The 18,991-nt window shown below is 60.0% G+C and carries 19 protein-coding genes; 12 read left to right on the forward strand and 7 right to left on the reverse strand.

What is annotated here, in order from left to right; genetic code table 11:
- The first annotated feature begins 203 nt into the window (after positions 1 to 203).
- On the forward strand, positions 204 to 890 hold the full coding sequence (locus tag CLV41_RS28385; RefSeq protein WP_103222221.1) for a pentapeptide repeat-containing protein: 687 nt from the start codon (positions 204 to 206) through the stop codon (positions 888 to 890).
- Between the two features lie 50 nt (positions 891 to 940).
- Entirely contained in the window at positions 941 to 1,579 is a 639-nt protein-coding gene (locus tag CLV41_RS10245; protein ID WP_103222222.1) for a VOC family protein, read from the forward strand.
- Between the two features lie 4 nt (positions 1,580 to 1,583).
- Here the strand turns inward: CLV41_RS10245 and CLV41_RS10250 are convergent, their stop codons facing one another.
- Positions 1,584 to 2,606: a permease gene (locus tag CLV41_RS10250; protein ID WP_103222223.1), complete on the reverse strand. Its 1,023-nt coding sequence runs from the start codon at positions 2,604 to 2,606 to the stop codon at positions 1,584 to 1,586.
- 90 nt (positions 2,607 to 2,696) lie between these two features.
- On the opposite strand from CLV41_RS10250, the gene CLV41_RS10255 reads away from it, so the two are divergent.
- Entirely contained in the window at positions 2,697 to 3,545 is an 849-nt protein-coding gene (locus CLV41_RS10255) for a LysR family transcriptional regulator (protein WP_103222224.1), read from the forward strand.
- 102 nt (positions 3,546 to 3,647) lie between these two features.
- Here the strand turns inward: CLV41_RS10255 and CLV41_RS10260 are convergent, their stop codons facing one another.
- On the reverse strand, positions 3,648 to 4,157 hold the full coding sequence (locus CLV41_RS10260) for a PilZ domain-containing protein (RefSeq protein WP_208987421.1): 510 nt from the start codon (positions 4,155 to 4,157) through the stop codon (positions 3,648 to 3,650).
- Between the two features lie 297 nt (positions 4,158 to 4,454).
- Between CLV41_RS10260 and cysQ the strand changes: the two genes are divergently transcribed.
- From cysQ to CLV41_RS10280, 4 genes are all read left to right on the forward strand, one after another.
- Positions 4,455 to 5,297: a 3'(2'),5'-bisphosphate nucleotidase CysQ gene (gene cysQ / locus CLV41_RS10265; RefSeq protein WP_103222226.1), complete on the forward strand. Its 843-nt coding sequence runs from the start codon at positions 4,455 to 4,457 to the stop codon at positions 5,295 to 5,297.
- A gap of 74 nt (positions 5,298 to 5,371) precedes the next feature.
- On the forward strand, positions 5,372 to 6,301 hold the full coding sequence (gene cysD / locus CLV41_RS10270) for a sulfate adenylyltransferase subunit CysD (protein ID WP_103222227.1): 930 nt from the start codon (positions 5,372 to 5,374) through the stop codon (positions 6,299 to 6,301).
- Position 6,302: 1 nt separating this feature from the next.
- Positions 6,303 to 8,237 carry a sulfate adenylyltransferase subunit CysN gene (cysN, locus tag CLV41_RS10275; RefSeq protein WP_103222228.1) on the forward strand — a complete coding sequence of 645 codons (1,935 nt, stop codon included), beginning with the start codon at positions 6,303 to 6,305 and terminating at the stop codon, positions 8,235 to 8,237.
- A gap of 206 nt (positions 8,238 to 8,443) precedes the next feature.
- A complete protein-coding gene (locus tag CLV41_RS10280; RefSeq protein WP_103222229.1) occupies positions 8,444 to 9,457 on the forward strand; it encodes an NAD-dependent epimerase/dehydratase family protein in 1,014 nt (337 codons plus the stop codon).
- Between the two features lie 65 nt (positions 9,458 to 9,522).
- Here CLV41_RS10280 and CLV41_RS10285 read toward each other — a convergent pair whose 3' ends face one another.
- Both CLV41_RS10285 and CLV41_RS10290 read right to left on the reverse strand, forming a co-directional pair.
- Entirely contained in the window at positions 9,523 to 10,569 is a 1,047-nt protein-coding gene (locus CLV41_RS10285; protein WP_103222230.1) for a Fic family protein, read from the reverse strand.
- Between the two features lie 237 nt (positions 10,570 to 10,806).
- On the reverse strand, positions 10,807 to 11,280 hold the full coding sequence (locus tag CLV41_RS10290; protein ID WP_103222231.1) for a YbaK/EbsC family protein: 474 nt from the start codon (positions 11,278 to 11,280) through the stop codon (positions 10,807 to 10,809).
- Between the two features lie 248 nt (positions 11,281 to 11,528).
- Between CLV41_RS10290 and CLV41_RS27740 the strand changes: the two genes are divergently transcribed.
- Positions 11,529 to 11,705, forward strand: coding sequence for a hypothetical protein (locus CLV41_RS27740; protein ID WP_170107160.1), 177 nt, complete (start codon positions 11,529 to 11,531; stop codon positions 11,703 to 11,705).
- A 73-nt stretch (positions 11,706 to 11,778) separates the two neighbouring features.
- On the opposite strand, the gene CLV41_RS10295 is transcribed toward CLV41_RS27740, so the two are convergent.
- Positions 11,779 to 12,939, reverse strand: a complete 1,161-nt coding sequence (locus CLV41_RS10295) for an NAD(P)/FAD-dependent oxidoreductase (RefSeq protein ID WP_103222232.1) — start codon at positions 12,937 to 12,939, stop codon at positions 11,779 to 11,781.
- 132 nt (positions 12,940 to 13,071) lie between these two features.
- Between CLV41_RS10295 and mnmD the strand changes: the two genes are divergently transcribed.
- Entirely contained in the window at positions 13,072 to 13,794 is a 723-nt protein-coding gene (mnmD, locus tag CLV41_RS10300) for a tRNA (5-methylaminomethyl-2-thiouridine)(34)-methyltransferase MnmD (protein ID WP_103222233.1), read from the forward strand.
- Between the two features lie 48 nt (positions 13,795 to 13,842).
- Here mnmD and CLV41_RS10305 read toward each other — a convergent pair whose 3' ends face one another.
- Positions 13,843 to 14,709, reverse strand: a complete 867-nt coding sequence (locus CLV41_RS10305; RefSeq protein WP_103222234.1) for a LysR family transcriptional regulator — start codon at positions 14,707 to 14,709, stop codon at positions 13,843 to 13,845.
- A gap of 166 nt (positions 14,710 to 14,875) precedes the next feature.
- Between CLV41_RS10305 and bla the strand changes: the two genes are divergently transcribed.
- Both bla and CLV41_RS10315 read left to right on the forward strand, forming a co-directional pair.
- Positions 14,876 to 15,772, forward strand: a complete 897-nt coding sequence (bla, locus tag CLV41_RS10310; RefSeq protein WP_103222235.1) for a class A beta-lactamase — start codon at positions 14,876 to 14,878, stop codon at positions 15,770 to 15,772.
- 68 nt (positions 15,773 to 15,840) lie between these two features.
- A complete protein-coding gene (locus CLV41_RS10315; RefSeq protein ID WP_103222236.1) occupies positions 15,841 to 16,194 on the forward strand; it encodes a hypothetical protein in 354 nt (117 codons plus the stop codon).
- An 85-nt stretch (positions 16,195 to 16,279) separates the two neighbouring features.
- Here CLV41_RS10315 and CLV41_RS10320 read toward each other — a convergent pair whose 3' ends face one another.
- Positions 16,280 to 17,233, reverse strand: coding sequence for a 2-hydroxyacid dehydrogenase (locus tag CLV41_RS10320; protein ID WP_103222237.1), 954 nt, complete (start codon positions 17,231 to 17,233; stop codon positions 16,280 to 16,282).
- Positions 17,234 to 17,686: 453 nt separating this feature from the next.
- On the opposite strand from CLV41_RS10320, the gene CLV41_RS10325 reads away from it, so the two are divergent.
- Positions 17,687 to 18,844, forward strand: coding sequence for a protein kinase domain-containing protein (locus tag CLV41_RS10325; protein ID WP_103222238.1), 1,158 nt, complete (start codon positions 17,687 to 17,689; stop codon positions 18,842 to 18,844).
- Positions 18,845 to 18,991 lie beyond the last annotated feature (147 nt).

The raw sequence follows: 18,991 nt of genomic DNA on the forward strand, positions 1-18,991 counted from the left end.
CTTGAATGGCGGCTTTTAGACGTCCAATCAAAGTGGCTTTAGTGCCGGCTATGGTTTCAGCCGTGCAAAAGGGAATTTCCCGAACGAGGTTACACACCGCCCGAGTGTGAGTGGCTGCTAAAGTTGTGTCCGATCAGCGGACTTAGTTGTTGTTCAACTTTCGCGCAGCTTGCGTGTTTCGGGCCGCTCTGCGAAGTAGGGGTATGGCATCGGAAAATACCCTCCTGACCGATTTGAAGCCTTCCCGCGCCGATATCGAACGCATCAGCAGGGAAGGACAGGCGGTCACGCTTACAAACTGCGATCTTGAGGATCTGGATCTATCGCGACTGGACCTGTCAGACTGGTGTTTCGATCGCTGCAATCTCAAACACGCCTCGTTCAATGGAGCAAGGCTCGAAGGAGCTTGCTTCAAGGGATGCAGAGCCGCGGCATCCAGCTTCCACGGCGCTGACATGCAGGATGGCACAATCGAGGGCGGAGACTTCAGCAACACCGATTTCCGGGGCGCTACGCTTTCCGCCGTCACGATCCACCGCTGCAAGATGACAGGCGCCAATCTGAGGGAAGCAAAGGCCATCGGCCTTGAACTTGAAGACGTTCTGTTGGTTCTCGCCGTTCTGCCGAAGCTTTCGTTTCGAAAAATGACGCTGAAACGAGTTGATTTTAGCGAAACGGACATGAGGTTCTGCGATTTCCGGGATGCGGTTTTCGAAGACTGCTCTCTGCGGGATGCCCACCTGACGGAATGCCGGTTTGAGAACGCCGATTTGCGCGGTGCTGATTTGGGAGGTGTAAAACTGACTGACGCCCGACGCTTCAAAGGGGCCGTCATATCGAAGAGACAAGCAGCCGACCTGCTTGGTCAACTTGGGCTGCGCGTTTTTTAGGGCGGACGGGATCATATAGTCGCTCCCGCCGGCAATGGAGGTCACTGCTCTTGCTGAAGCTCGACCACATCACGGTCATAGCCCCGACGCTGGTCGAAGGGGTGTCGCATGTTCAAAAGTGCCTCGGCCTCGATGTCCCGTTCGGGACGCGCCATGCGTACATGGGGACGCATAATCATCGGCTTCAGCTCGGAAACTCTGTCTATCTCGAGATCGTGGCGCTTGACCCGGACGGCACAGACCCCGGGCGGGCGCGCTGGTTCGGTCTCGACAATCAGGAAAAGGTCAGGGCCGATTGGACTGAAGGCCGGCGGCTGCGCGGCTGGGTGGCTGCCACCGATGCAATCGACACCGTTGCAGCAAACCGCCGCGCCATTTTCGGCGGCACGGTCCCGCTTCCGCCCGCCGGACCGGAGTTCGCCTTCTCCATTCCCGAGGATGGCTCGCTGCCCCTCGACGGCGCTGCGCCTTCGCTCATCGACCATTGGGGCGACCCCACCTCGATGGCTGAAATCCCCGATATGGGCGCCCGCCTCAGATCGCTCACTCTCGAACATCCAGAGCCTGCCGCCATCGGTGCGCTGTATCGCCAGCTCTCCATCGATCGTCCACCGGAGATCGTCCGCGGCGATAAAGTCCGGTACCGGGCGCGGATCGAGACACCGGCCGGATTGAAAGAACTGACCTGAGCGCTCACGCAAGCCAACCATAGACATAACCTGCCATCAGCGACCCGGAAACCGCGAGGGCGAGATAGAGAAGGAACGGCTTCAGCCTGAGAACCGGAAAGATCGCCATCGCGCCCCAGATGCTGACGACACCACCGGAGACCAGGAAGGCCATGGCCGCCCCGGGCGACATGCCGTGCTCCATCAGGCCGCGTGTCAGCGGCAGGGCGGCGTATCCGTCCAGATAGGCCGGCGCGCCGACGAAAACGGCAAAGGGGATGGCCCACCATACATCGGCGCCCACATAGGCCGCCAGCGCTTCCGGCCGCAGGGCGGCATTCAGCGCGAATTCCGCCGCGAAGGCCGGGATGAGGCAGATCAGGATCAGCCGTGTCGTGGCGGTGAAGGTGCGGCGGAAGATCCCGCGCCGCGCCGCGTCCTTCCAGATCCAGGCATCGAAGGGCAGAGGTGTGCCGCAACCGCATTGCGACAGGTTGCCGGTGATGCCGTTGCTGCGCAGGGCGGCCTTCGCCCAGCCTTTTTTTGCAAAGACCGAAGTGACCATCCCGCCCCAGAGGCCGAGGCCGAAGGCCGCGAGCGTCTTGCCGGCGGCGAAACCGATCCCGAGTGTCGCTGCCGTCGTTGCCAGCATCGCCGGATCGGTGACCGGTGACGACAGCCAGAAGGCCATGACCGGCGCCAGCGGAATGCGGGCGGCCAGCAGGCCGGCCATCATCGGCAGGACCGTGACCCCGCAGACCGGTGTCACAGCGCCGATGGCCGAGGCCGCAAGGATGGCGGTGAAGACCCGTCCCTCGAATGCCCGGGCTATGTGAGCGTCCGCGCCGCTGGCCATCATCCAGGCGGAGAGAAAAATGCCCGCAATGACAAGCGGCGCGACCGACACCAGTCCAAGCGTCACGAACTGGGCCATCTCCCAGGCCTGCCAGGGCCAGATCAGCGTTCCCGCAACCGCCAGGCCCGGCAATCCGAGCAGCGCAACGGTTCGGAATATCGGGCGGGAAACGACTTCCGCACGCTCGGACATGGCAGCCTCCTTGAAACGGTTCTTTGACTGTCGGGGATTGTCTGCCATATGTGAAACGGGTAATTCACAATACAGTCATGAGGATATCCGATGGCGCAGCTCAACAGCGATATACTGCGCACATTTCTCGCGGTGGCCGAAGCCGGCAGCGTCACGCAAGGAGCCGCGCGGATCTTCAGGTCGCAATCGGCCGCCAGCCTGCAGATCGGGAAACTGGAGGCGACGCTCGGCCACCCGGTCTTCGAACGGCACGGGCGCGGCGTTGTTCTGACCGAAGCGGGCGAGCGCCTGCTGCCGGTGGCGCGGGAGGTGACCGGCAAGCTGGACGCGGCCCTGCGCGACCTCACCTCGGACGATCTCGACGGCAGATTGCGCCTCGGCATTCCCGACGACCAGAGCAAGGAAACGCTTTCAAGGATTGTCGGGGAATTCGCGCAATCCCACCCGCTTGTCGATCTCGAAGTCACTTGTGCCATGAGCGCGGGATTTCCCGATGCGCTGGCGTCGGGATCTCTGGATCTGGCCATTTATGAAGTCGCGCATCCGCCGCGTGGGACCGACGTCCTGCGCCGGGAGCGAACCTGCTGGATGGTCTCGCGCCATCACGATCTTCTGGCCCGGGACCCGCTTCCGATCGCGCTGTTCGATCGCGACTGCTGGTGGCGCGACGCGGCTCTGGACGCTTTGCGCGCGGCGGGCCGACCCTTCCGGGTCGTCTATTCCAGCCAGAGCGTCGCCGGCGTCGCCGCGGCTCTCGAAGCCGGCATCGCGGCCGGATTGCTTGGCGAGACGAGCATGAGCGAAAACCTGCGGCAGGTCGATCTGGGTAGCGGCGAGATGCCGGTCTCGAGCCTGGTCCTGGGCCTGCGCCCGGACGCCGCCACTCCGCCGATAGAGGCCATGAGGCACGCAATCCGAAAGGCATTCGGCGCGGAATAAGGGGGAGAGGTGTCGGGCGCTGGGGACGGGCTACCTGCACTGACAGAGCAGGACAAGCCTCTGGAGCCGCAATGGCGAACCGGGAAAAGCGTCAGGTGGCGACTACCGCCGTTTCCCGAAAGTCGGCTTGCCGCCGCCTGCCGGTCCGGTACGTTGCGCCGATCCCCCGGGCTGTTGCGGTTTTTCCGCTGCAAGCTTGCGGGCAAAGAAGTTGTCGAGGCTTTCCGTACGTTCGTTGACCTCGACTTTCAAGGCTTCCTCGGAGGTCTTGAGTACCTGGGCGCGTTGCTTGGAGGTATGGCGTTTTTCGCCGACGAACTGCACGCCGCAGCGCAGGCCGTCTTCCCAGCGGCGCTCGCAGGTGACTTCATAATCCTCCAGTTCGATCTGCAGGTCGAATTCCTTCGGCAGCAGAAAGGCCTGCTCGAATTGCAGCATGGCGCCGCCTTCGGAAATGTTGCGCACCGTGCAGGGAATGGACCGCAGGCCGTTCTGGAAAATCATCTTTCCCTTCTTGAACACACGCGCGCGCCGTTGGCGCGGCAGCAAGTCGCTGGGGTCCTCTTCCGGATGAAAGGACTGCGGTTCTGGCTTGGCGTCCGACATGGTCATCTCACATCTCTTGGTTACGCACGATAGATTTTACCCTCTTTCAGCAATCCTAACAGGAAATGCCTTGCCAATCCGTGAATCTTCGGAGCATTCCGGATCCGGGCCACCCGTAGTTCTCTTGAGTGCCGGAACAAAACCCCCTAAGGCGGTGCTCCGGGAGTGGAAGCTTTTTCTTTTCAGCGGCATTCGTGGAACGCCATTCCTTGAAATGATACAGTTCTTTCTTTCTATTTGCGGACAGGAAAAACAGGCGGAAATTGTGAAAATGTTTCGGAATTTGAACGGGTTGAAGCGTTGATGACAAAAGATCAGATATCCTTCCTGAACCGGCTCGCAATCCGGGCCGGCGAGGAAATCCTGAAAATCTACGCCGAGCCGTTCGACGTCGAGGAAAAGGCCGACGGCTCTCCGGTCACGAAAGCCGACGCCGCAGCGGAGAAAATTATCCTGGCCGGTCTGGCCGAACGCTTTCCGGACGTGCCGGTCGTGGCGGAAGAAGCGGTCGAGGCCGGGCATCTGCCGGCCGTCGGCGACCGCTATTTTCTCGTCGATCCGCTCGACGGCACCAAGGAATTCCTCAAGAAAAACGGCGAATTCACGGTGAATATCGCCCTGATCGATCAGGGCAGGCCGGTTTTCGGTGTCGTTTCGGCGCCGGCGCTCGGCGAGATTTTCTGGGGCGGTGCCCTGGAGGAGGGTGGCGATATGGCCCGGCAGGCTTTCACCGGCCGGATCGAAGGTGGCGATATTGCCGCTGTCCGGCCCATCAAGGTCAGGACGCCGCCTGCGGAAGGCTTGAGTGTGCTCGCCAGCCGGTCGCACATGTCGGACGAGACGGCCGAACTGATCGGGCGGCTCAACGTGGCCGAGCAGTTGTCAGTGGGCTCGTCGCTGAAACTGTGCTGGGTCGCGGCCGGCAGGGCGGATCTCTATCCGCGCCTCGCGCCGACCATGCAATGGGACATCGCCGCCGGAGACGCTGTGGTGCGCGCGGCGGGTGGCGCCGTCGTTCTGGCCGCCACCCATGAGGATTTCGTCTACCGGGTGCCGAAGGGGGCGCGCAAGGACGATCTGCGCAACCCGCATTTCATCGCGGTCGGCGCGCGGGAGCTGCTGCCGGACCTGGCATCGGCCGCCTGAAAAGGCGGCCAACGGACCATTCCGCATACTGACCTGAGTTGAGCCGGACCGCCGGCACGAACGGAAAAGTGAACATGAACATGCAATCTCACGGCGTCACGCCCGAGCGCCTCAGCAATCTGAAGCGCCTTGAAGCGGAAAGCATCCACATTATCCGCGAGGTGGCGGCGGAATTCTCCAATCCGGTGATGTTATATTCCATCGGCAAGGACAGCGGAGTCATGCTGCATCTGGCCATGAAGGCATTCTATCCCTCCAAGCCGCCTTTCCCGCTGCTGCATGTGGACACAACCTGGAAGTTCCGCGAGATGATCCGGTTTCGCGACGATACCGCCAAACGACTCGGCCTGGACCTGATTATTCATACCAACCCGGAAGGGCTGGAAAAGAACATAAGCCCGTTCGACCATGGCTCCTCCGTGCACACCCGCATCATGAAGACCGAGGCGCTGAAGCAGGCGCTGGACAAATACGGCTTCGACGCGGCCTTCGGCGGCGCGCGCCGGGACGAGGAAAAATCCCGCGCCAAGGAGCGTGTCTTTTCCTTCCGCAACGCCAATCACGGCTGGGACCCGAAGAACCAGCGTCCGGAACTGTGGAACCTTTATAACGCCCGGGTCGCAAAGGGCGAGAGCATCCGCGCCTTTCCGCTCTCCAACTGGACCGAGCTGGACATCTGGCAGTACATCCTGACGGAAAACATCCCGATGGTGCCGCTTTATTTCGCCGCTCCCCGTCCCGTGGTGGAGCGCGACGGCATGCTGATCATGGTCGATGACGAGCGCATGAAGCTGCAGGCCGGAGAAACAATCGAGGAAAAGATGGTCCGTTTCCGCACCCTCGGCTGCTATCCGCTGACGGGTGCGATCGAATCCGATGCCGACACTCTGCCCGCCATCGTCCGCGAGATGCTGATCGCCCGCACGTCCGAACGCCAGGGCCGTCTGATCGACAAGGACGAAAGCGCTTCGATGGAAAAGAAAAAGCGGGAAGGATATTTCTAGGATGACCATCGCAGATATTCAGGAAACCGCCGAGGCAGCCGTCAACGATTATATCCTCGCCCAGGAAACCAAGGATCAGCTCCGGTTCCTGACCTGCGGCTCCGTCGACGACGGCAAGTCGACCCTGATCGGCCGCCTGCTTTTTGATACCAAACTGATCTTCGAGGACCAGCTTGCGGCGCTGGAACGCGACTCCAAGAAGCACGGCACGGTCGGCGAGGATATCGATCTGGCGCTTCTGGTCGACGGGCTGGAGGCCGAGCGTGAGCAGGGCATCACAATCGATGTCGCCTATCGTTTCTTTGCCACGGACAAGCGCAAGTTCATCGTCGCCGATACGCCCGGCCACGAGCAGTATACCCGTAACATGGCGACCGGCGCTTCCACCGCCGATCTTGCCGTGCTGCTCGTCGATGCCCGCAACGGCCTCATGGTGCAGACCCGGCGGCATGCCTTCATTGCGTCGCTTCTGGGCATCCGGCATGTGGTTCTGGCGATCAACAAGATCGATCTCGTCGGCTTCTCGCAGGAACGCTTCGAGGAAATCCGCAAGGACTTCGAGAGCTTCGCCAACGGGTTCGATTTCGAAACCCTGGAAGCGATCCCGATGTCCGCGCGCTATGGCGACAACGTCACCGCGAAAAGCGACAAGATGACCTGGTATTCCGGTCCGACGCTGCTGGAGCATCTGGAAACCGTGGAGTTCGGCGAGCACGCGCTCGAGGCCCCGTTCCGCTTCCCGGTCCAGTGGGTCAACCGGCCGAATCTCGATTTCCGCGGCTATTCAGGCACCATCGCCAGCGGCCGGGTGACGCTCGGCGAGGAACTGGTCGTGGCCGGTCCGGCGAAGACCTCCAGGGTCAAGGCTATTATCGGCCCGGATGGCGAGGTGCCTGAAGCACGGGCGGGGGAAGCCGTCACCCTCACGCTGGAAGACGAGATCGACATCTCCCGCGGCGACCTGCTGTCGGCGACGGCGCACCGGCCGGAAGTCGCGGACCAGTTCGCCGCCCATCTCATCTGGATGTCCGACGAGCCGCTGCTGCCGGGCCGCCCGTATATGCTGAAGATCGGCGCCCGAACCGTCACCGCGACGGTTTCGGAGATCAAGCACAAGATCAACGTCAATACCTTCGAACATATGGCCGGCAAGACGCTGGAACTGAACGAGATCGCCTTCTGCAATTTCGCGCTGTCCTCCGCCGTGCCCTTCGACCCCTATGAGGCGAACCGCACGACCGGCGCGTTCATCCTGATCGACCGCATCACCAATGCGACGGTCGGCGCGGGCATGGTCTGGTTCGCTCTGCGCCGGGCGAGCAACATTCACTGGCAGGCGCTGGAAATCGACAAGACGGCCCGTTCGGAAAAACTCGGTCAGAAGCCCGCGGTTCTCTGGTTCACCGGCCTGTCCGGCTCCGGCAAGTCGACCATCGCATCGGTCGTGGAGAAAAAGCTGCATGTCGACGGCCGCCACACCTATACGCTCGATGGTGACAACGTCCGCCACGGCCTCAACAAGGACCTCGGCTTCACCGATGTCGACCGGGTGGAGAATATCCGCCGGGTGGGCGAGGTTGCCCGGCTGTTCACCGATGCCGGTCTGATCACGCTCGTTTCCTTCATTTCCCCCTTCAGGTCCGAACGCCGGCTGGCCCGCGACCTGATGGGCGAGGGCGAGTTCATCGAAGTCTATGTCGATACGCCCATCGAGGACTGCCGCAAGCGCGATCCCAAGGGTCTCTACGCCAAGGCCGACAGGGGCGAGATCAAGAACTTCACCGGTATCGACAGCCCTTACGAAGCTCCGGAAAATCCGGAAATCCACATCAGGAACATCGGCCGCGATCCGGAGGAGGTCGCCGAGGAAATCATCGCCTACCTGCGCGAGCACGGGTTCCTGGCCGGCTTCGCGGAGGATGGAGAAGGCATTTAGGCGGTCTCCGCTGTGTGCCGGCATTTCGACAAGGCATCCGTCTCTCCGCGCGCGAAGAGACGGATGCCGGCTGAGAAGCTTCCCTGCTTTCAGTCAACGGGATGGCTCAGTGGAGCCAAACCGGACTTTGCCGTTGCCCGCGCGCCCGAAGCCTTTTAAGACCTCACCCATAATTTGTTTATTGGTTGAAGGACCTCGTGCAGCGAATGAAAACCGTTTTGGTGACCGGGTCGGCGGGATTTATCGGCTATTTTCTGTGCACGCGCCTGCTTGAGGACGGCTTCCGGGTGATCGGACTCGACGCCATGACGGATTATTACGATGTCCGCCTGAAGGAGCGCCGCCAGCAGATGCTGCTGCAGCACGAGCATTTCAGGGCCGTGAACGACCGGGTCGAGACGGCCGATCTGCTCATGTCGCTGTTCAGCGCGGAAAAACCCGACTTCGTCATCCATCTGGCCGCCCAGGCCGGCGTGCGCTACTCCATCGAGGCGCCGCGTTCCTATCTGGAAAGCAATATTTGCGGCACGTTCGAGCTGCTGGAGGCTGCCCGGGCGTTTCCGCCGGAGCACATGCTGCTTGCCTCGACCTCGTCCGCCTATGGCGCCAATACCGAGATGCCCTACAAGGAGACGGACAAAGCCGACCACCAGATGTCGTTTTATGCCGCGACCAAAAAGGCGACGGAATCGATGGCGCATTCCTATGCCCATCTTTATCACCTGCCGGTGACCATGTTCCGCTTCTTCACCGTTTACGGCCCCTGGGGCCGCCCGGACATGGCGCTTTTCAAGTTCACCAAGGCGATCCTCGAGGGCCGGCCGATCGATGTTTACAATTACGGCGACATGCGGCGCGACTTCACCTATGTGGAAGATCTGGTCCAGGGCATCCGCCTGCTGATGGATGCGGTTCCGGTGCGTCCCGCCGAAGGCGAAGACGTCCCCGAAGGCGACAGCCTGTCGCCGGTCGCTCCCTGGCGGGTGGTCAATATCGGCAATTCCAGCTGCATCCAGCTCACGGAGTTCATCGAGGCGATCGAAGCGGCGACAGGCAGGCGCGCGGAGCGCAACCTGATGCCTATTCAGGCCGGCGATGTGCCGGCAACCTGGGCCGATGCGGACCTGTTGCAGACCCTGACGGGTTACCGGCCGAAGACCACCGTACGGGAAGGCGTCGAGCGCTTCGTGACGTGGTATCGGGAATATTACCGGATCTGACACCCGCTGGAGCCCGCCGACGGGTCTTGTGTATGCTCAGATAATCCTCGAATCCTGATCAGACCTTAAAGTGTGTCAGCGAAGTCGAAATGATCAATGGGGGGAAGGTTCGCCGGTACCGGCGTCGACCGCAGGCCATGAAGGCGTTTTTCCATGGCCATCGCCGGGGCCACGAAAGGTTCCCTGTGGGCAAGCAGGACCCCGGCGTAGAGCACGCGCGCGGTTCGGCCGTTGCCGTCCTTGAACGGATGGGTGGCGATGAAGGCGCCCAGAACGAAACACGCCAGATCGAGGGCCGACGGTCCACGCTGCCCAGAATCGCGTTCCTGGGACAGTTGGGCAGACAGGGTCTGGGCCTTCGGGAAAACGAAATTGTAGAGAAAATACTGGCCCGAAATCGTCCCGGGATAGGCATCGTCCGCTTCCGCCCAGCGGACGGCGGAGTTCGGGCTGGTCTGGTATGACGTCGTTGGCCGACCGATGTTCTCAAAGTCAGCATCGGTGAACGGGGTCGCACGGCGGGGGAGGCGCGGCCGAAGGTATTTCAGCGTTGCCAGCGCCCGGGACGCCATGGAAGGTCTCGGCCCGAAATAGGTTTTCTTGCGCACGTAAGTCACAGTTTCGGCCGAGAACATCTGACGTTTGGCCGCGATTTGCCTGATGGCCGTTTCAATGTCGTGCTCGGTGACCGGGCAACCCAGATGGTCCATGGAACCGGAGGCATGCGCCACCCATTTGGCTGCCTTCGCGGCTTCCTCCATGTTGGTGCCGGCATTGTAGCTCGCCGGGGGCATCTGGTTGTGCGGTTGGGCCAGATCCCGTGCCAGGCAGCCGTTCAGGGCCTTTCCATAGATACCCATGGTCTGGCGGCGGGTTCTGCTCAGCTTGTCCTGTTCCCTCGCCATCCGACGGGACGTCTTCTGCACGATCTCCTGGAGCTTTCGCTGCTTTTCCTCGGCGTTCTCGAACTCCGATGGCAGGTTTGCCATGGTTTTCCAGGCCTCACTCGCGAAGTGGTTCGCATACTTGCCTGTCGTCCTGGCGTAGAGTGCAAAAGATCGATCCGCATTCAGTGCGGCTTTGAATTCACTTTCGGAGATCCTGCGGGTCATGGGGTTGCCACCTCGTGAAAGGTTTCGGGTCAATGGTGAAAGCAAGACGCGACACCGTGAGTGCGTCTGTCCCGACCAGGATGTAGTTGAAGAGGAACCCCTTTGCCTGTGACCGCGAACACAGGGAAAAACGCCCCGGCTTCCGAGCCAAGGTTCTCAGTGGCGTGAAGGCCGTATCGTTCTCAGGTTCGATGCAGGCCCGGTAGGCCACCCGTCCTTCGGCAGCTGCCGGAGGGATCAGGCCGTTGCCGGCGGCTGGCAGACATCGACCCATTCGGCGGCGGTTATGTCCGCCATGCTCTCCGGCGCGATCCTGACGGCGGCATTGGTCGCCCCGGCCGCCGGAATGACGATGTCGAAGTCCCTCAGGGAGACATCGCAATAGACGGGCAGGGGGCGGGCCAGACCGAAGGGACAGACACCTCCGACGGGATGGCCTGTCAGGGCCTCGACCTCTTCCAGTGCAAGCATTTTCACCTTTCCGCCGAAGGCCGCCTTGGCCTTTTTGTTATCCAGCCGGGCGTCGCCTCTGGTGACCAACAGAAAAATCCGGTCCTTGACCTGCAGCGACAGGGTCTTGGCGATCTGGCCGGGCTGAACACCGTGTGCTCGCGCGGCCAGATCGACGGTGGCGCTGCTTTCCCCGGTCACGAGAACTTCGAACTCGGGTGCTGCGCTTGCAAGATGTTCGCGGACGCTTTCAAGGCTCATGCTGGACTGTCTTTCGTGCTTTTTTACTATGGGTGTTCCGGAAAACTGCCATGCTCCGGCAGCCGAGAAAACCTGAATCACTTGTGCATATTATCAATTTCGGCATGATGTGAATTAAGATTGCGTTCATAGTGATCTTAAGCGGGTGTTAACCCTTTGCCTTTTAAACGCTATGGTAGGCGGATCCGGAACTTTCCCCGTATATCCGCGATATCGTCATTTAAGGGATCGTCGAAATGGCAAGGGCCATGACCGCCGCTAATGAAGTCTGCCCGTCCGAGCTGGATGAGGACGAGCGGATCATGCAGACGGTTCATCGGGACGAGACAGTGCATTTCCCATTGATGGTGGTGAAAAATCTTCTCTTCTGGGGATCCATATCGTTGAGCATCTACGCCCTTTACGCGCTCGCCGCCGCTCTTTGAACGCTGGCGCGTTGACCTGATCGCGGGTCACTCCCCCATCAACCTTTGAAAGCTGTCGAACCCGGATCGGGTTCTATCTGTCCGCGTCGAGGCGGCCGGCGCCGAAATGGTTGTCCGGCCGGAAGGTTGCCGGAAGCGGGTGTCCTGGCTCCCGGTCCGTTATGTCCGCGACGAGGCAGTCGGCGACCAGATGGGCAATGCCGAAGGAAATCTTGAACCCGCCCGTCGCCGCATAGATGGCGCCGAAACCCGGCAGCCGGCCGATCAGCGGGTCGCGCTTGTGACAGCGCGGGCGGATACCGGCCCATTGTGAAATCATCGTGCGTCCGGCCAGCTGCGGGCAAAAGGCGGTGGCGCGCCGCAGCAGCTCGGCCGAGCGGTCGGGTGAGGGCGCGTTGTCCGTGAAGTCCCGGTCCGATGTGCTGCCGATGGCGACCGTGCCGTCGTCATGGGGCACCACATACAGTCCGTCACAATAGATGGCCGGTTTGCCGTCAAGATCCGCCCCTTCCAGAAGCAGGGCCTGACCCTTTTCGCCGCGCCCGATCCGTTCGCCGGTCAGCGTTTCGATCAGCTCGAAAGCCTGAAATCCTCCGCTGATAACCAGGCACCCGGCCCCGACAGGCGCACGGTCTCCTGAAAGCCGCACCAGCTTCGAGGTTTCATCGAAACCGGTCACTTCCACCCCTTCCATCAAGGTGCCGTGGCGGCGGACATAGGCGCTGAGGGCGGCAAGGTAGGCCCGCGGGGAGATGCGGGCCGCAAGGGTCTCGTAGACGATGCCGAAGGGGGCGGCCTTCGGCTCCAGCCAGTCCGAACGGCTTCCGGCCGCCTCCACCCGGTAGGAAAAACCGGTCTCATCGGGATGCCAGCGCAATCTGCTCTCTTCGGCCCGTTCCAGATGATGCTCGAGCTTGTCCCGGGTGGTCAGCGGCAGAATGCGGCCGCAGCGGCGGTAACCGCAGGAAAGGCCGGTATCGGCTTCGAGTTGCCTGACATGCGCTGCAAGGCCTGAAAGCGCCTGAAACTGAAACTCCTTTTTAGGGTTCCAGCGCGCCGGCATATGCGGCATCAGCGCGCCGAGAAGCCCGCCGCTCGATCCGGCCCCCACACGGTCGGCTTCCAGCACGGCCACGTTCAGCCCGGCCCTGATCGCCGCATGGGCAATGGACAGGCCGAAAATACCGGCCCCGGCTATGGCGACGTCGAACGGTCCGGCGGAGGTCTGCGCCATGTCCAGGCGGGTCCTTGTCGATTGATTGTTCAGCTTGGCTCTCTTATGAGAACCGGGAAGCCAAGGCAAAGTCTTTCGCAACACAGCCCCGCTGTTTGCCCTTGTATCCGCAAACCAACAGAAACAGGAACGATGACCACCAAGGCGCCCGATCTGGAATGGCTTGAAGGCGATGTGCCCAGGGCGCAAGGCTTTGACGACACCTATTTTTCCAGGGCCGGCGGGCTGGAGGAAACACGTCATGTGTTCCTGAAGGGCAATGATCTTCCCGAACGGTTCCATGGCCGCAAGTTCTTCACGATCGCCGAATTCGGCTTCGGCACCGGACTGAATTTCCTGACCACTCTGACGGCGCTCAGAACCGTGTCCGACGCGCCCGCGCTCACGTTCCTGTCCTTCGAGCTTTATCCGATGACGGACGATCAGCTTCGCCGGGCCCTTGGCGCGTTCCCGGAACTGACAGGACTTGCGCAGGACCTCATTGCCGCATGGAAGCCGGAGCCGGGCTGGAACCGGCTGAGTGTGGACGGTGCACAGTTACTGGTCGGAATTGGCGATGCCCGGACCTTGATCGGAGAGCTTCGAACACAAGGAGAGCAAGGAGGACAGGAGGACATTTTTATCCCGCCTGTCGATGCCTGGTTTCTGGACGGCTTCAGTCCCGCGAAGAACCCCGATCTCTGGGACGCGGATCTCCTGAAGGCCGCGGCCTCCCTGACCGCCGGCGATGGCACCCTGGCAACCTATACGGCCGCCGGCTGGGTGCGGCGCAATCTCCAGACGGCCGGTTTCGCGGTTGAAAAGACGTCCGGGTTTGCCGGCAAGCGGGAAATGGTCATCGGCCGCAAGGTCTAGGCTTTTACCTGCAGAGGCCAGCCACCTGCAATTCAGGCCAGGCAAAAGTCAGGCCACCGCATCGAGAAGCCACGTCCGGAACTTCTGCATCGCGCCGTTTTCGTCCCGCGATTTCAGCCAGGTCAGCCAATAGTTTCCGGTCGTCACACATGTCCTGAACGGCTGAACGATGCGTCCGGAGCGCAGGTCGTGCCGGAACATGTCCACCGGCACCAGCGCGGTTCCCGCGCCCTGGACAGCCGCCTCGACCATGGCGAGAGAACTGTCGAACATCCAGCCGCGCGCCCTGGGCGGCGCCAGTGAGACCGCCTGAAACCACATCGCCCATTCGTCCATGCGGTAGGACCTGAGCAGAGGTTGTTTCAGCAGGTCTTCCGGGCTGCGCAGCCTGCCGGCGGTCCCGGGGCTACAGACGGGCGAAAGCGGTGCGGGCATGAGCCTTTCCGCGTTCGTTCCATGCCAGGCGCCGTCACCGAAACGGATGAAGCAGTCGAGCCCGTCGCTCAGCATGTCCGCGCGGTTGTTGTTGGTTTTCAGGCGCAGGTCGATATGCGGATGGATGCCGGAAAATTCCGGCAGGCGTTGCAACAGCCAGCCGGTCGCGAAGGTGCCGACCACGCCCACGGTCAGCACCTCGCGGAAATTGCCGTCCTCGAACCGGCTGAGGGCCGCGCTCATCCGCCTAAAGACATCGCTCAGGACCGGCAGCAGCGCATGGCCCTCGTCGGTCAGGACAACGCCGCGCGGCAGGCGTTCGAACAGGGAAACGCCGAGCAGGTCCTCCAGCGTCTTGATCTGATGGCTGACCGCCGTCTGGGAGACGCGCAGTTCCAGGCCCGCGCGGGTGAAGCTGTTGAGCCTGGCGGAGGCCTCGAAGGCCCTGAGTGCATTGAGCGGCAACTGGGAGATATCCATGGGACGCCTTGTGAAGACCAAGTTTTTCTCATGACTAACCCGATTATTGATCATTTGCCTAATGAATTCGCGGGCGGCATGGTGAGGTTGCCCCGGCAAGCGCGGCGTCAGGGGGGCGGCGCATAGCAACAGCCGGGACGAGCACAACCACTATCAGGAGAATTCGATGATCCCTTCACTGCGCCACGGAGCGTTGACGCTGGCCTTTGCCTTCCTCCCGGTCCTGTTTCCGGCCTCTGGCCCCGCGAAGGCCGCCGGCTTCGACCCGGCGCCGCTCGCCCGGGCCGTCGAGGATATTTCGAGCCGCCTCCCGGCAAGGGTCGGGGTCGCCGTGATCGATATGGAGACCGGGACCCGCTGGGCCCACAAGGGCGACGAACGGTTTCCCACCAACAGCACCTTCAAGGTGTTTCTGTGCGCCGCGCTTCTCGATGCCGGGGTGCGGGGAACAGCTGATCCCGACAGCCGGGTGACTATCCGCCGGGGCGACATCGTCTCCTATTCTCCGGTGACCGAAAAACGGATCGATGGCGCTCCCGTCACGCTTCGCGAACTGTGCGGGATCACCGTGACCATAAGCGACAACGCCGCCGCCAACCTCGTCATGAAGGAGATCGGCGGACCCCAGGCGCTGACGGCCTATCTGCGTGGCATCGGCGACAGCGTCACGCGCGCCGACCGCTGGGAGCCGGACTCCAACAGCGGCATTCCGGGCGACGACAGGGACACGACAAGCCCGAACGCGGCGGCGGAAACCCTGAAGAAGCTGGTACTGGAAGAGGCGCTGCCGGCGGACGCGCGGCAAACGCTCACGAACTGGCTGACCGGCAACAAGGTCGGCGATGCCACCTTGCGGGCCGGACTGCCGGACAATTGGCGCATCGCGGACAAGACCGGAGCCGGTGCCAACGGGTCGCGCAACAACATCGCCGTCATCTGGCCGGACGGCCGCGCTCCGGTGGTGATCGCGGTCTATATCACCGAAACGTCCGCGTCCTTCGAGGCGCGCAACGGGGCGATCGCCGAAATCGGCGCGGCGCTGGCGGACGGTCTCATAGACTGATCCCGGTTTCCGGGTGGTTCCCTGAACGGCCCGGAAATTCTCAGCTTCGATGCCGAAGGAGGTTTGCCATGTCCATCCGTGAATTAGTCGGGGTTTTCGCGCTGGCCGCTGTTGTGCTCGGATCTGCGATACCGGTCTCCGCCGCACAGGAAACGCGGGACGCGCGGCGCGCGAAAAACTGCGCCTACTACCGTGAAATGATCGCCCATGCGCTTGAAGGCATTGACGGCGAGGCCCTGTCGCCGAGCTTTGTCGAGGAGCATGATGCGTTTGTCGCCGGTGGCTGCCTTGCCACAAGGCCTGCCTGTCCGAAGTCTCCGGCCGATTTCGCCTTTGCCGATCTGCTGACCATGATGACAGTCAGCGCGAATATGGGCAGCACCTTCACGCCGTTCTGGTGTCCGGCGGCGCGTGGCGGCTGAACTTGCCGCATCTGGAAACGCCCCGGAAGGGCGTTCCCCTGGAGTGCCGGCCCGGTCATCGCGTGTTTTCCACGTCCGCTGCGGGTCAGCCCATCTCCGGCACCGGGGTCACCGCCTTGCCGGTCTCGAACCAGGTTTTCAGATTGTCGACCACAAGCTGGCCCATGGCGTTGCGGGTCGCCTGCGAGGCGGAACCGACATGGGGCAGCAGGGTGACCCGGGGAAGCTGCATCAGCTTTTCCGGCACGTTGGGTTCGTCCTCGAAGACATCCAGCCCGGCGCCATGGATCGTGCCTTTTTCAAGCGCGGCGATAAGCGCCGCCTCATCGACGACCGTGCCCCGGCCGATATTGATCAGGATGCCCTCGGGCCCCAGCGCTTCCAGAACCTCGGCGTTGACGGCATGCTTCGTCGCCGCGCCGCCGGGCGCCACCACCATAAGCGTGTCGCAGGCGGCCGCCAGTTCCTTCAACGTCGGGTGATAGGGGTAGTCCACGTCTTCCTGCCGGTTGCGGCCGTAATAGTGGATCTCAAGATCGAACGCCTCGGCGCGCTGGGCAATCGCCTTGCCGATGCGGCCCAATCCGAAAATCCCCAGCCTGCGGCCCTGAAGCGTTGCCTGGGTCAGCGGGTAGGCGCCTTCGCTGACCCACTTGCCGTCGCGCAGCCAGGTTTCGGCCTGGCCCAGCTCCCGGACGGTCATCAGCAGCAGTCCGAGGGCCGTATCGGCCACTTCGCTGGTCAGCACATCCGGCGTGTGGGTCACCACCACCCTGGCGGCGAGACAGTCGCCGGTGTTGATATGATCGTAGCCGACCCCGAAGCTGGAGATGATTTCCGCGTTCGGGACCTTCGCGAGAAACGCCGCATCCAGCTTGCCGCCCATTGCCGCCACACCGCGGATCTTGCCGCCGACCTCTTTCAGGAGCGCCTCCGGATCTTCGGCTTTGAACAGCTTGTGAACGACAAACTCCGCGTCCAGCTTCTCCTGAACGAGCGGCGGCATCGGGCGGGGCATCAGAATATCGACGGGTGTCATGGCGGATCCGGTCTAAACATTTGAACCAATTTGGGCGACATTACGAGGAAGTCGTGCTGGATGAAAGGTTGAAAAAGGGAAGTAGTGTACGGTGAAACTCTGCAGGGCGCTTGAACGAGCGCGGAGTGTCGCGTTAAATTTCGGGGAAGATAGACAGTCAGATGTACGTCTTACTTTTGCCGGTAATTGGCTTATGGAATCGCGCTTTCGCCCATGTTGCGCGTTCTTCTCTATATTGCAGTTAAAAATAAACTTCTTGCATATTTACAGTAGAGTAGGTGCAAAAAATAAAAAAATCTATATATGATGAAATATGAAGTAGAAATTTTATTATAAAAGGAAGAGTTTAACTAGAAAAAGTGTGAGGGGCAGGTGGTTTGTTAAACTGGATGGAGACTACGAGCTATTGATTGTGTAATTTCGTTTTACGTATCGATGTGGAAGTGAGCCAATATGTCTAAAGGGAAATTGCCAAAAATAATCGAATTTAATCGGCCTTCAAAGTACAAGCCGGTCAAGGTTTTAGGCGGTGGGGCTTGCGGCCAAACAGTTCATATCCGTGATGAAGACATGAATATAGATTTAGTTGCAAAGAAATATAAGCCAATCGTTGCTAAATCAGACAACCCTTCTATTTTTTTTGAATTTCTTGCGAGGTTCAGGGATGAGGCAAGGATATTATTTAGAATAAATCACAAGAATATTGTTAGAGTATTTAATTTTTATGATTACGAGGAGTTTGATACCTCATATATTATTATGGAATATATCTCGGGTGCTGATATATTAGATTATCTAAATAAATACCCGATGTTTGTGGAGAAAGTCTTCGAGCAGGTAATTGATGCTTTTGCTCACTTGCAAGAAAACAATGTGCTCCACAGAGATATTCGACCTGCAAATATATTGGTAAACGATAGTGGAATTGTTAAGGTTATAGATTTTGGTTTCGGGAAATTGTTAGAAAATAGTATTTATGAGAAAGATAAGAGTATTTCTTTAAATTGGTGGTGCGTGCCACCTGAAGAAATTAGCGATGGAAAGTACGACGCTCAGACGGAGGTTTACTTTGTTGGAAAGCTTTTCCAAAAAGCAATAGAAGAAAATAACTTGTCCGAATTCGCTTACATGAGAGTTTTGCACAGTATGTGCATGTATGAAAAAGAAAAAAGGCCAAAAGATTTCGCAGTCTTGAGGAGATTAATTCTGGAAGGTAAGTTCGAGGAATTAAAGTTTTCAGACGAAGAAATTGAGATTTATAGGAATTTTTCGAATGAAATGGGGGAAGTAGTTGCAAGTATTTATAGTGGCGCAAAATATAATAACGATATGGAGGATATCGAGGAGAAACTCTCCTCATTGTATCGAAGTGTAATGCTTGAGAGCAATATTCCAGATTGTTCAAATTTAATCCGGATTTTTGTTTTTGGTGGATTTCGCTATTACCAAAGACAATATTTTGATGTGAAAATTCTGAAAGAATTTATTGAACTATTACGAGGTCTCTCTAACGAGAAGAAAAGTATCGTAATGGCGAACCTGTACTCAAGGTTTGATGCTGCAGAGAGAGTAGATCCGGAAATTTCACAAGACGATGAAATACCCTTTTAGCGGAGTAATTTTCCCTCAATTGTCCAAACGTTTTTCCTGTCGTGTTGAGCATACTTTGCCTCAACTTCCCCCATTGCCCCGGGCGTCCATTTCCCCTAAAAGACCGGGCAGAAATCCAATCGATCCCGACAGTTTTTTTCAAGTGGA

It is taken from the genome of Roseibium marinum (assembly GCF_002906165.1).
Lineage (GTDB): Bacteria > Pseudomonadota > Alphaproteobacteria > Rhizobiales > Stappiaceae > Roseibium > Roseibium marinum.

What these genes read in the sequence shown, in the direction of transcription:
- CLV41_RS28385 (WP_103222221.1), top strand. Translation starts at nt 204, where the DNA reads ATGGCATCGGAAAATACCCTCCTGACCGATTTGAAGCCTTCCCGCGCC.
- CLV41_RS10250 (WP_103222223.1), bottom strand. Translation starts at nt 2,606, where the DNA reads ATGTCCGAGCGTGCGGAAGTCGTTTCCCGCCCGATATTCCGAACCGTT.
- CLV41_RS10255 (WP_103222224.1), top strand. Translation starts at nt 2,697, where the DNA reads ATGGCGCAGCTCAACAGCGATATACTGCGCACATTTCTCGCGGTGGCC.
- CLV41_RS10260 (WP_208987421.1), bottom strand. Translation starts at nt 4,157, where the DNA reads ATGACCATGTCGGACGCCAAGCCAGAACCGCAGTCCTTTCATCCGGAA.
- cysQ (WP_103222226.1), top strand. Translation starts at nt 4,455, where the DNA reads ATGACAAAAGATCAGATATCCTTCCTGAACCGGCTCGCAATCCGGGCC.
- cysD (WP_103222227.1), top strand. Translation starts at nt 5,372, where the DNA reads ATGAACATGCAATCTCACGGCGTCACGCCCGAGCGCCTCAGCAATCTG.
- cysN (WP_103222228.1), top strand. Translation starts at nt 6,303, where the DNA reads ATGACCATCGCAGATATTCAGGAAACCGCCGAGGCAGCCGTCAACGAT.
- CLV41_RS10280 (WP_103222229.1), top strand. Translation starts at nt 8,444, where the DNA reads ATGAAAACCGTTTTGGTGACCGGGTCGGCGGGATTTATCGGCTATTTT.
- CLV41_RS10285 (WP_103222230.1), bottom strand. Translation starts at nt 10,569, where the DNA reads ATGACCCGCAGGATCTCCGAAAGTGAATTCAAAGCCGCACTGAATGCG.
- CLV41_RS10290 (WP_103222231.1), bottom strand. Translation starts at nt 11,280, where the DNA reads ATGAGCCTTGAAAGCGTCCGCGAACATCTTGCAAGCGCAGCACCCGAG.
- CLV41_RS27740 (WP_170107160.1), top strand. Translation starts at nt 11,529, where the DNA reads ATGACCGCCGCTAATGAAGTCTGCCCGTCCGAGCTGGATGAGGACGAG.
- CLV41_RS10295 (WP_103222232.1), bottom strand. Translation starts at nt 12,939, where the DNA reads ATGGCGCAGACCTCCGCCGGACCGTTCGACGTCGCCATAGCCGGGGCC.
- mnmD (WP_103222233.1), top strand. Translation starts at nt 13,072, where the DNA reads ATGACCACCAAGGCGCCCGATCTGGAATGGCTTGAAGGCGATGTGCCC.
- CLV41_RS10305 (WP_103222234.1), bottom strand. Translation starts at nt 14,709, where the DNA reads ATGGATATCTCCCAGTTGCCGCTCAATGCACTCAGGGCCTTCGAGGCC.
- bla (WP_103222235.1), top strand. Translation starts at nt 14,876, where the DNA reads ATGATCCCTTCACTGCGCCACGGAGCGTTGACGCTGGCCTTTGCCTTC.
- CLV41_RS10315 (WP_103222236.1), top strand. Translation starts at nt 15,841, where the DNA reads ATGTCCATCCGTGAATTAGTCGGGGTTTTCGCGCTGGCCGCTGTTGTG.
- CLV41_RS10320 (WP_103222237.1), bottom strand. Translation starts at nt 17,233, where the DNA reads ATGACACCCGTCGATATTCTGATGCCCCGCCCGATGCCGCCGCTCGTT.
- CLV41_RS10325 (WP_103222238.1), top strand. Translation starts at nt 17,687, where the DNA reads ATGTCTAAAGGGAAATTGCCAAAAATAATCGAATTTAATCGGCCTTCA.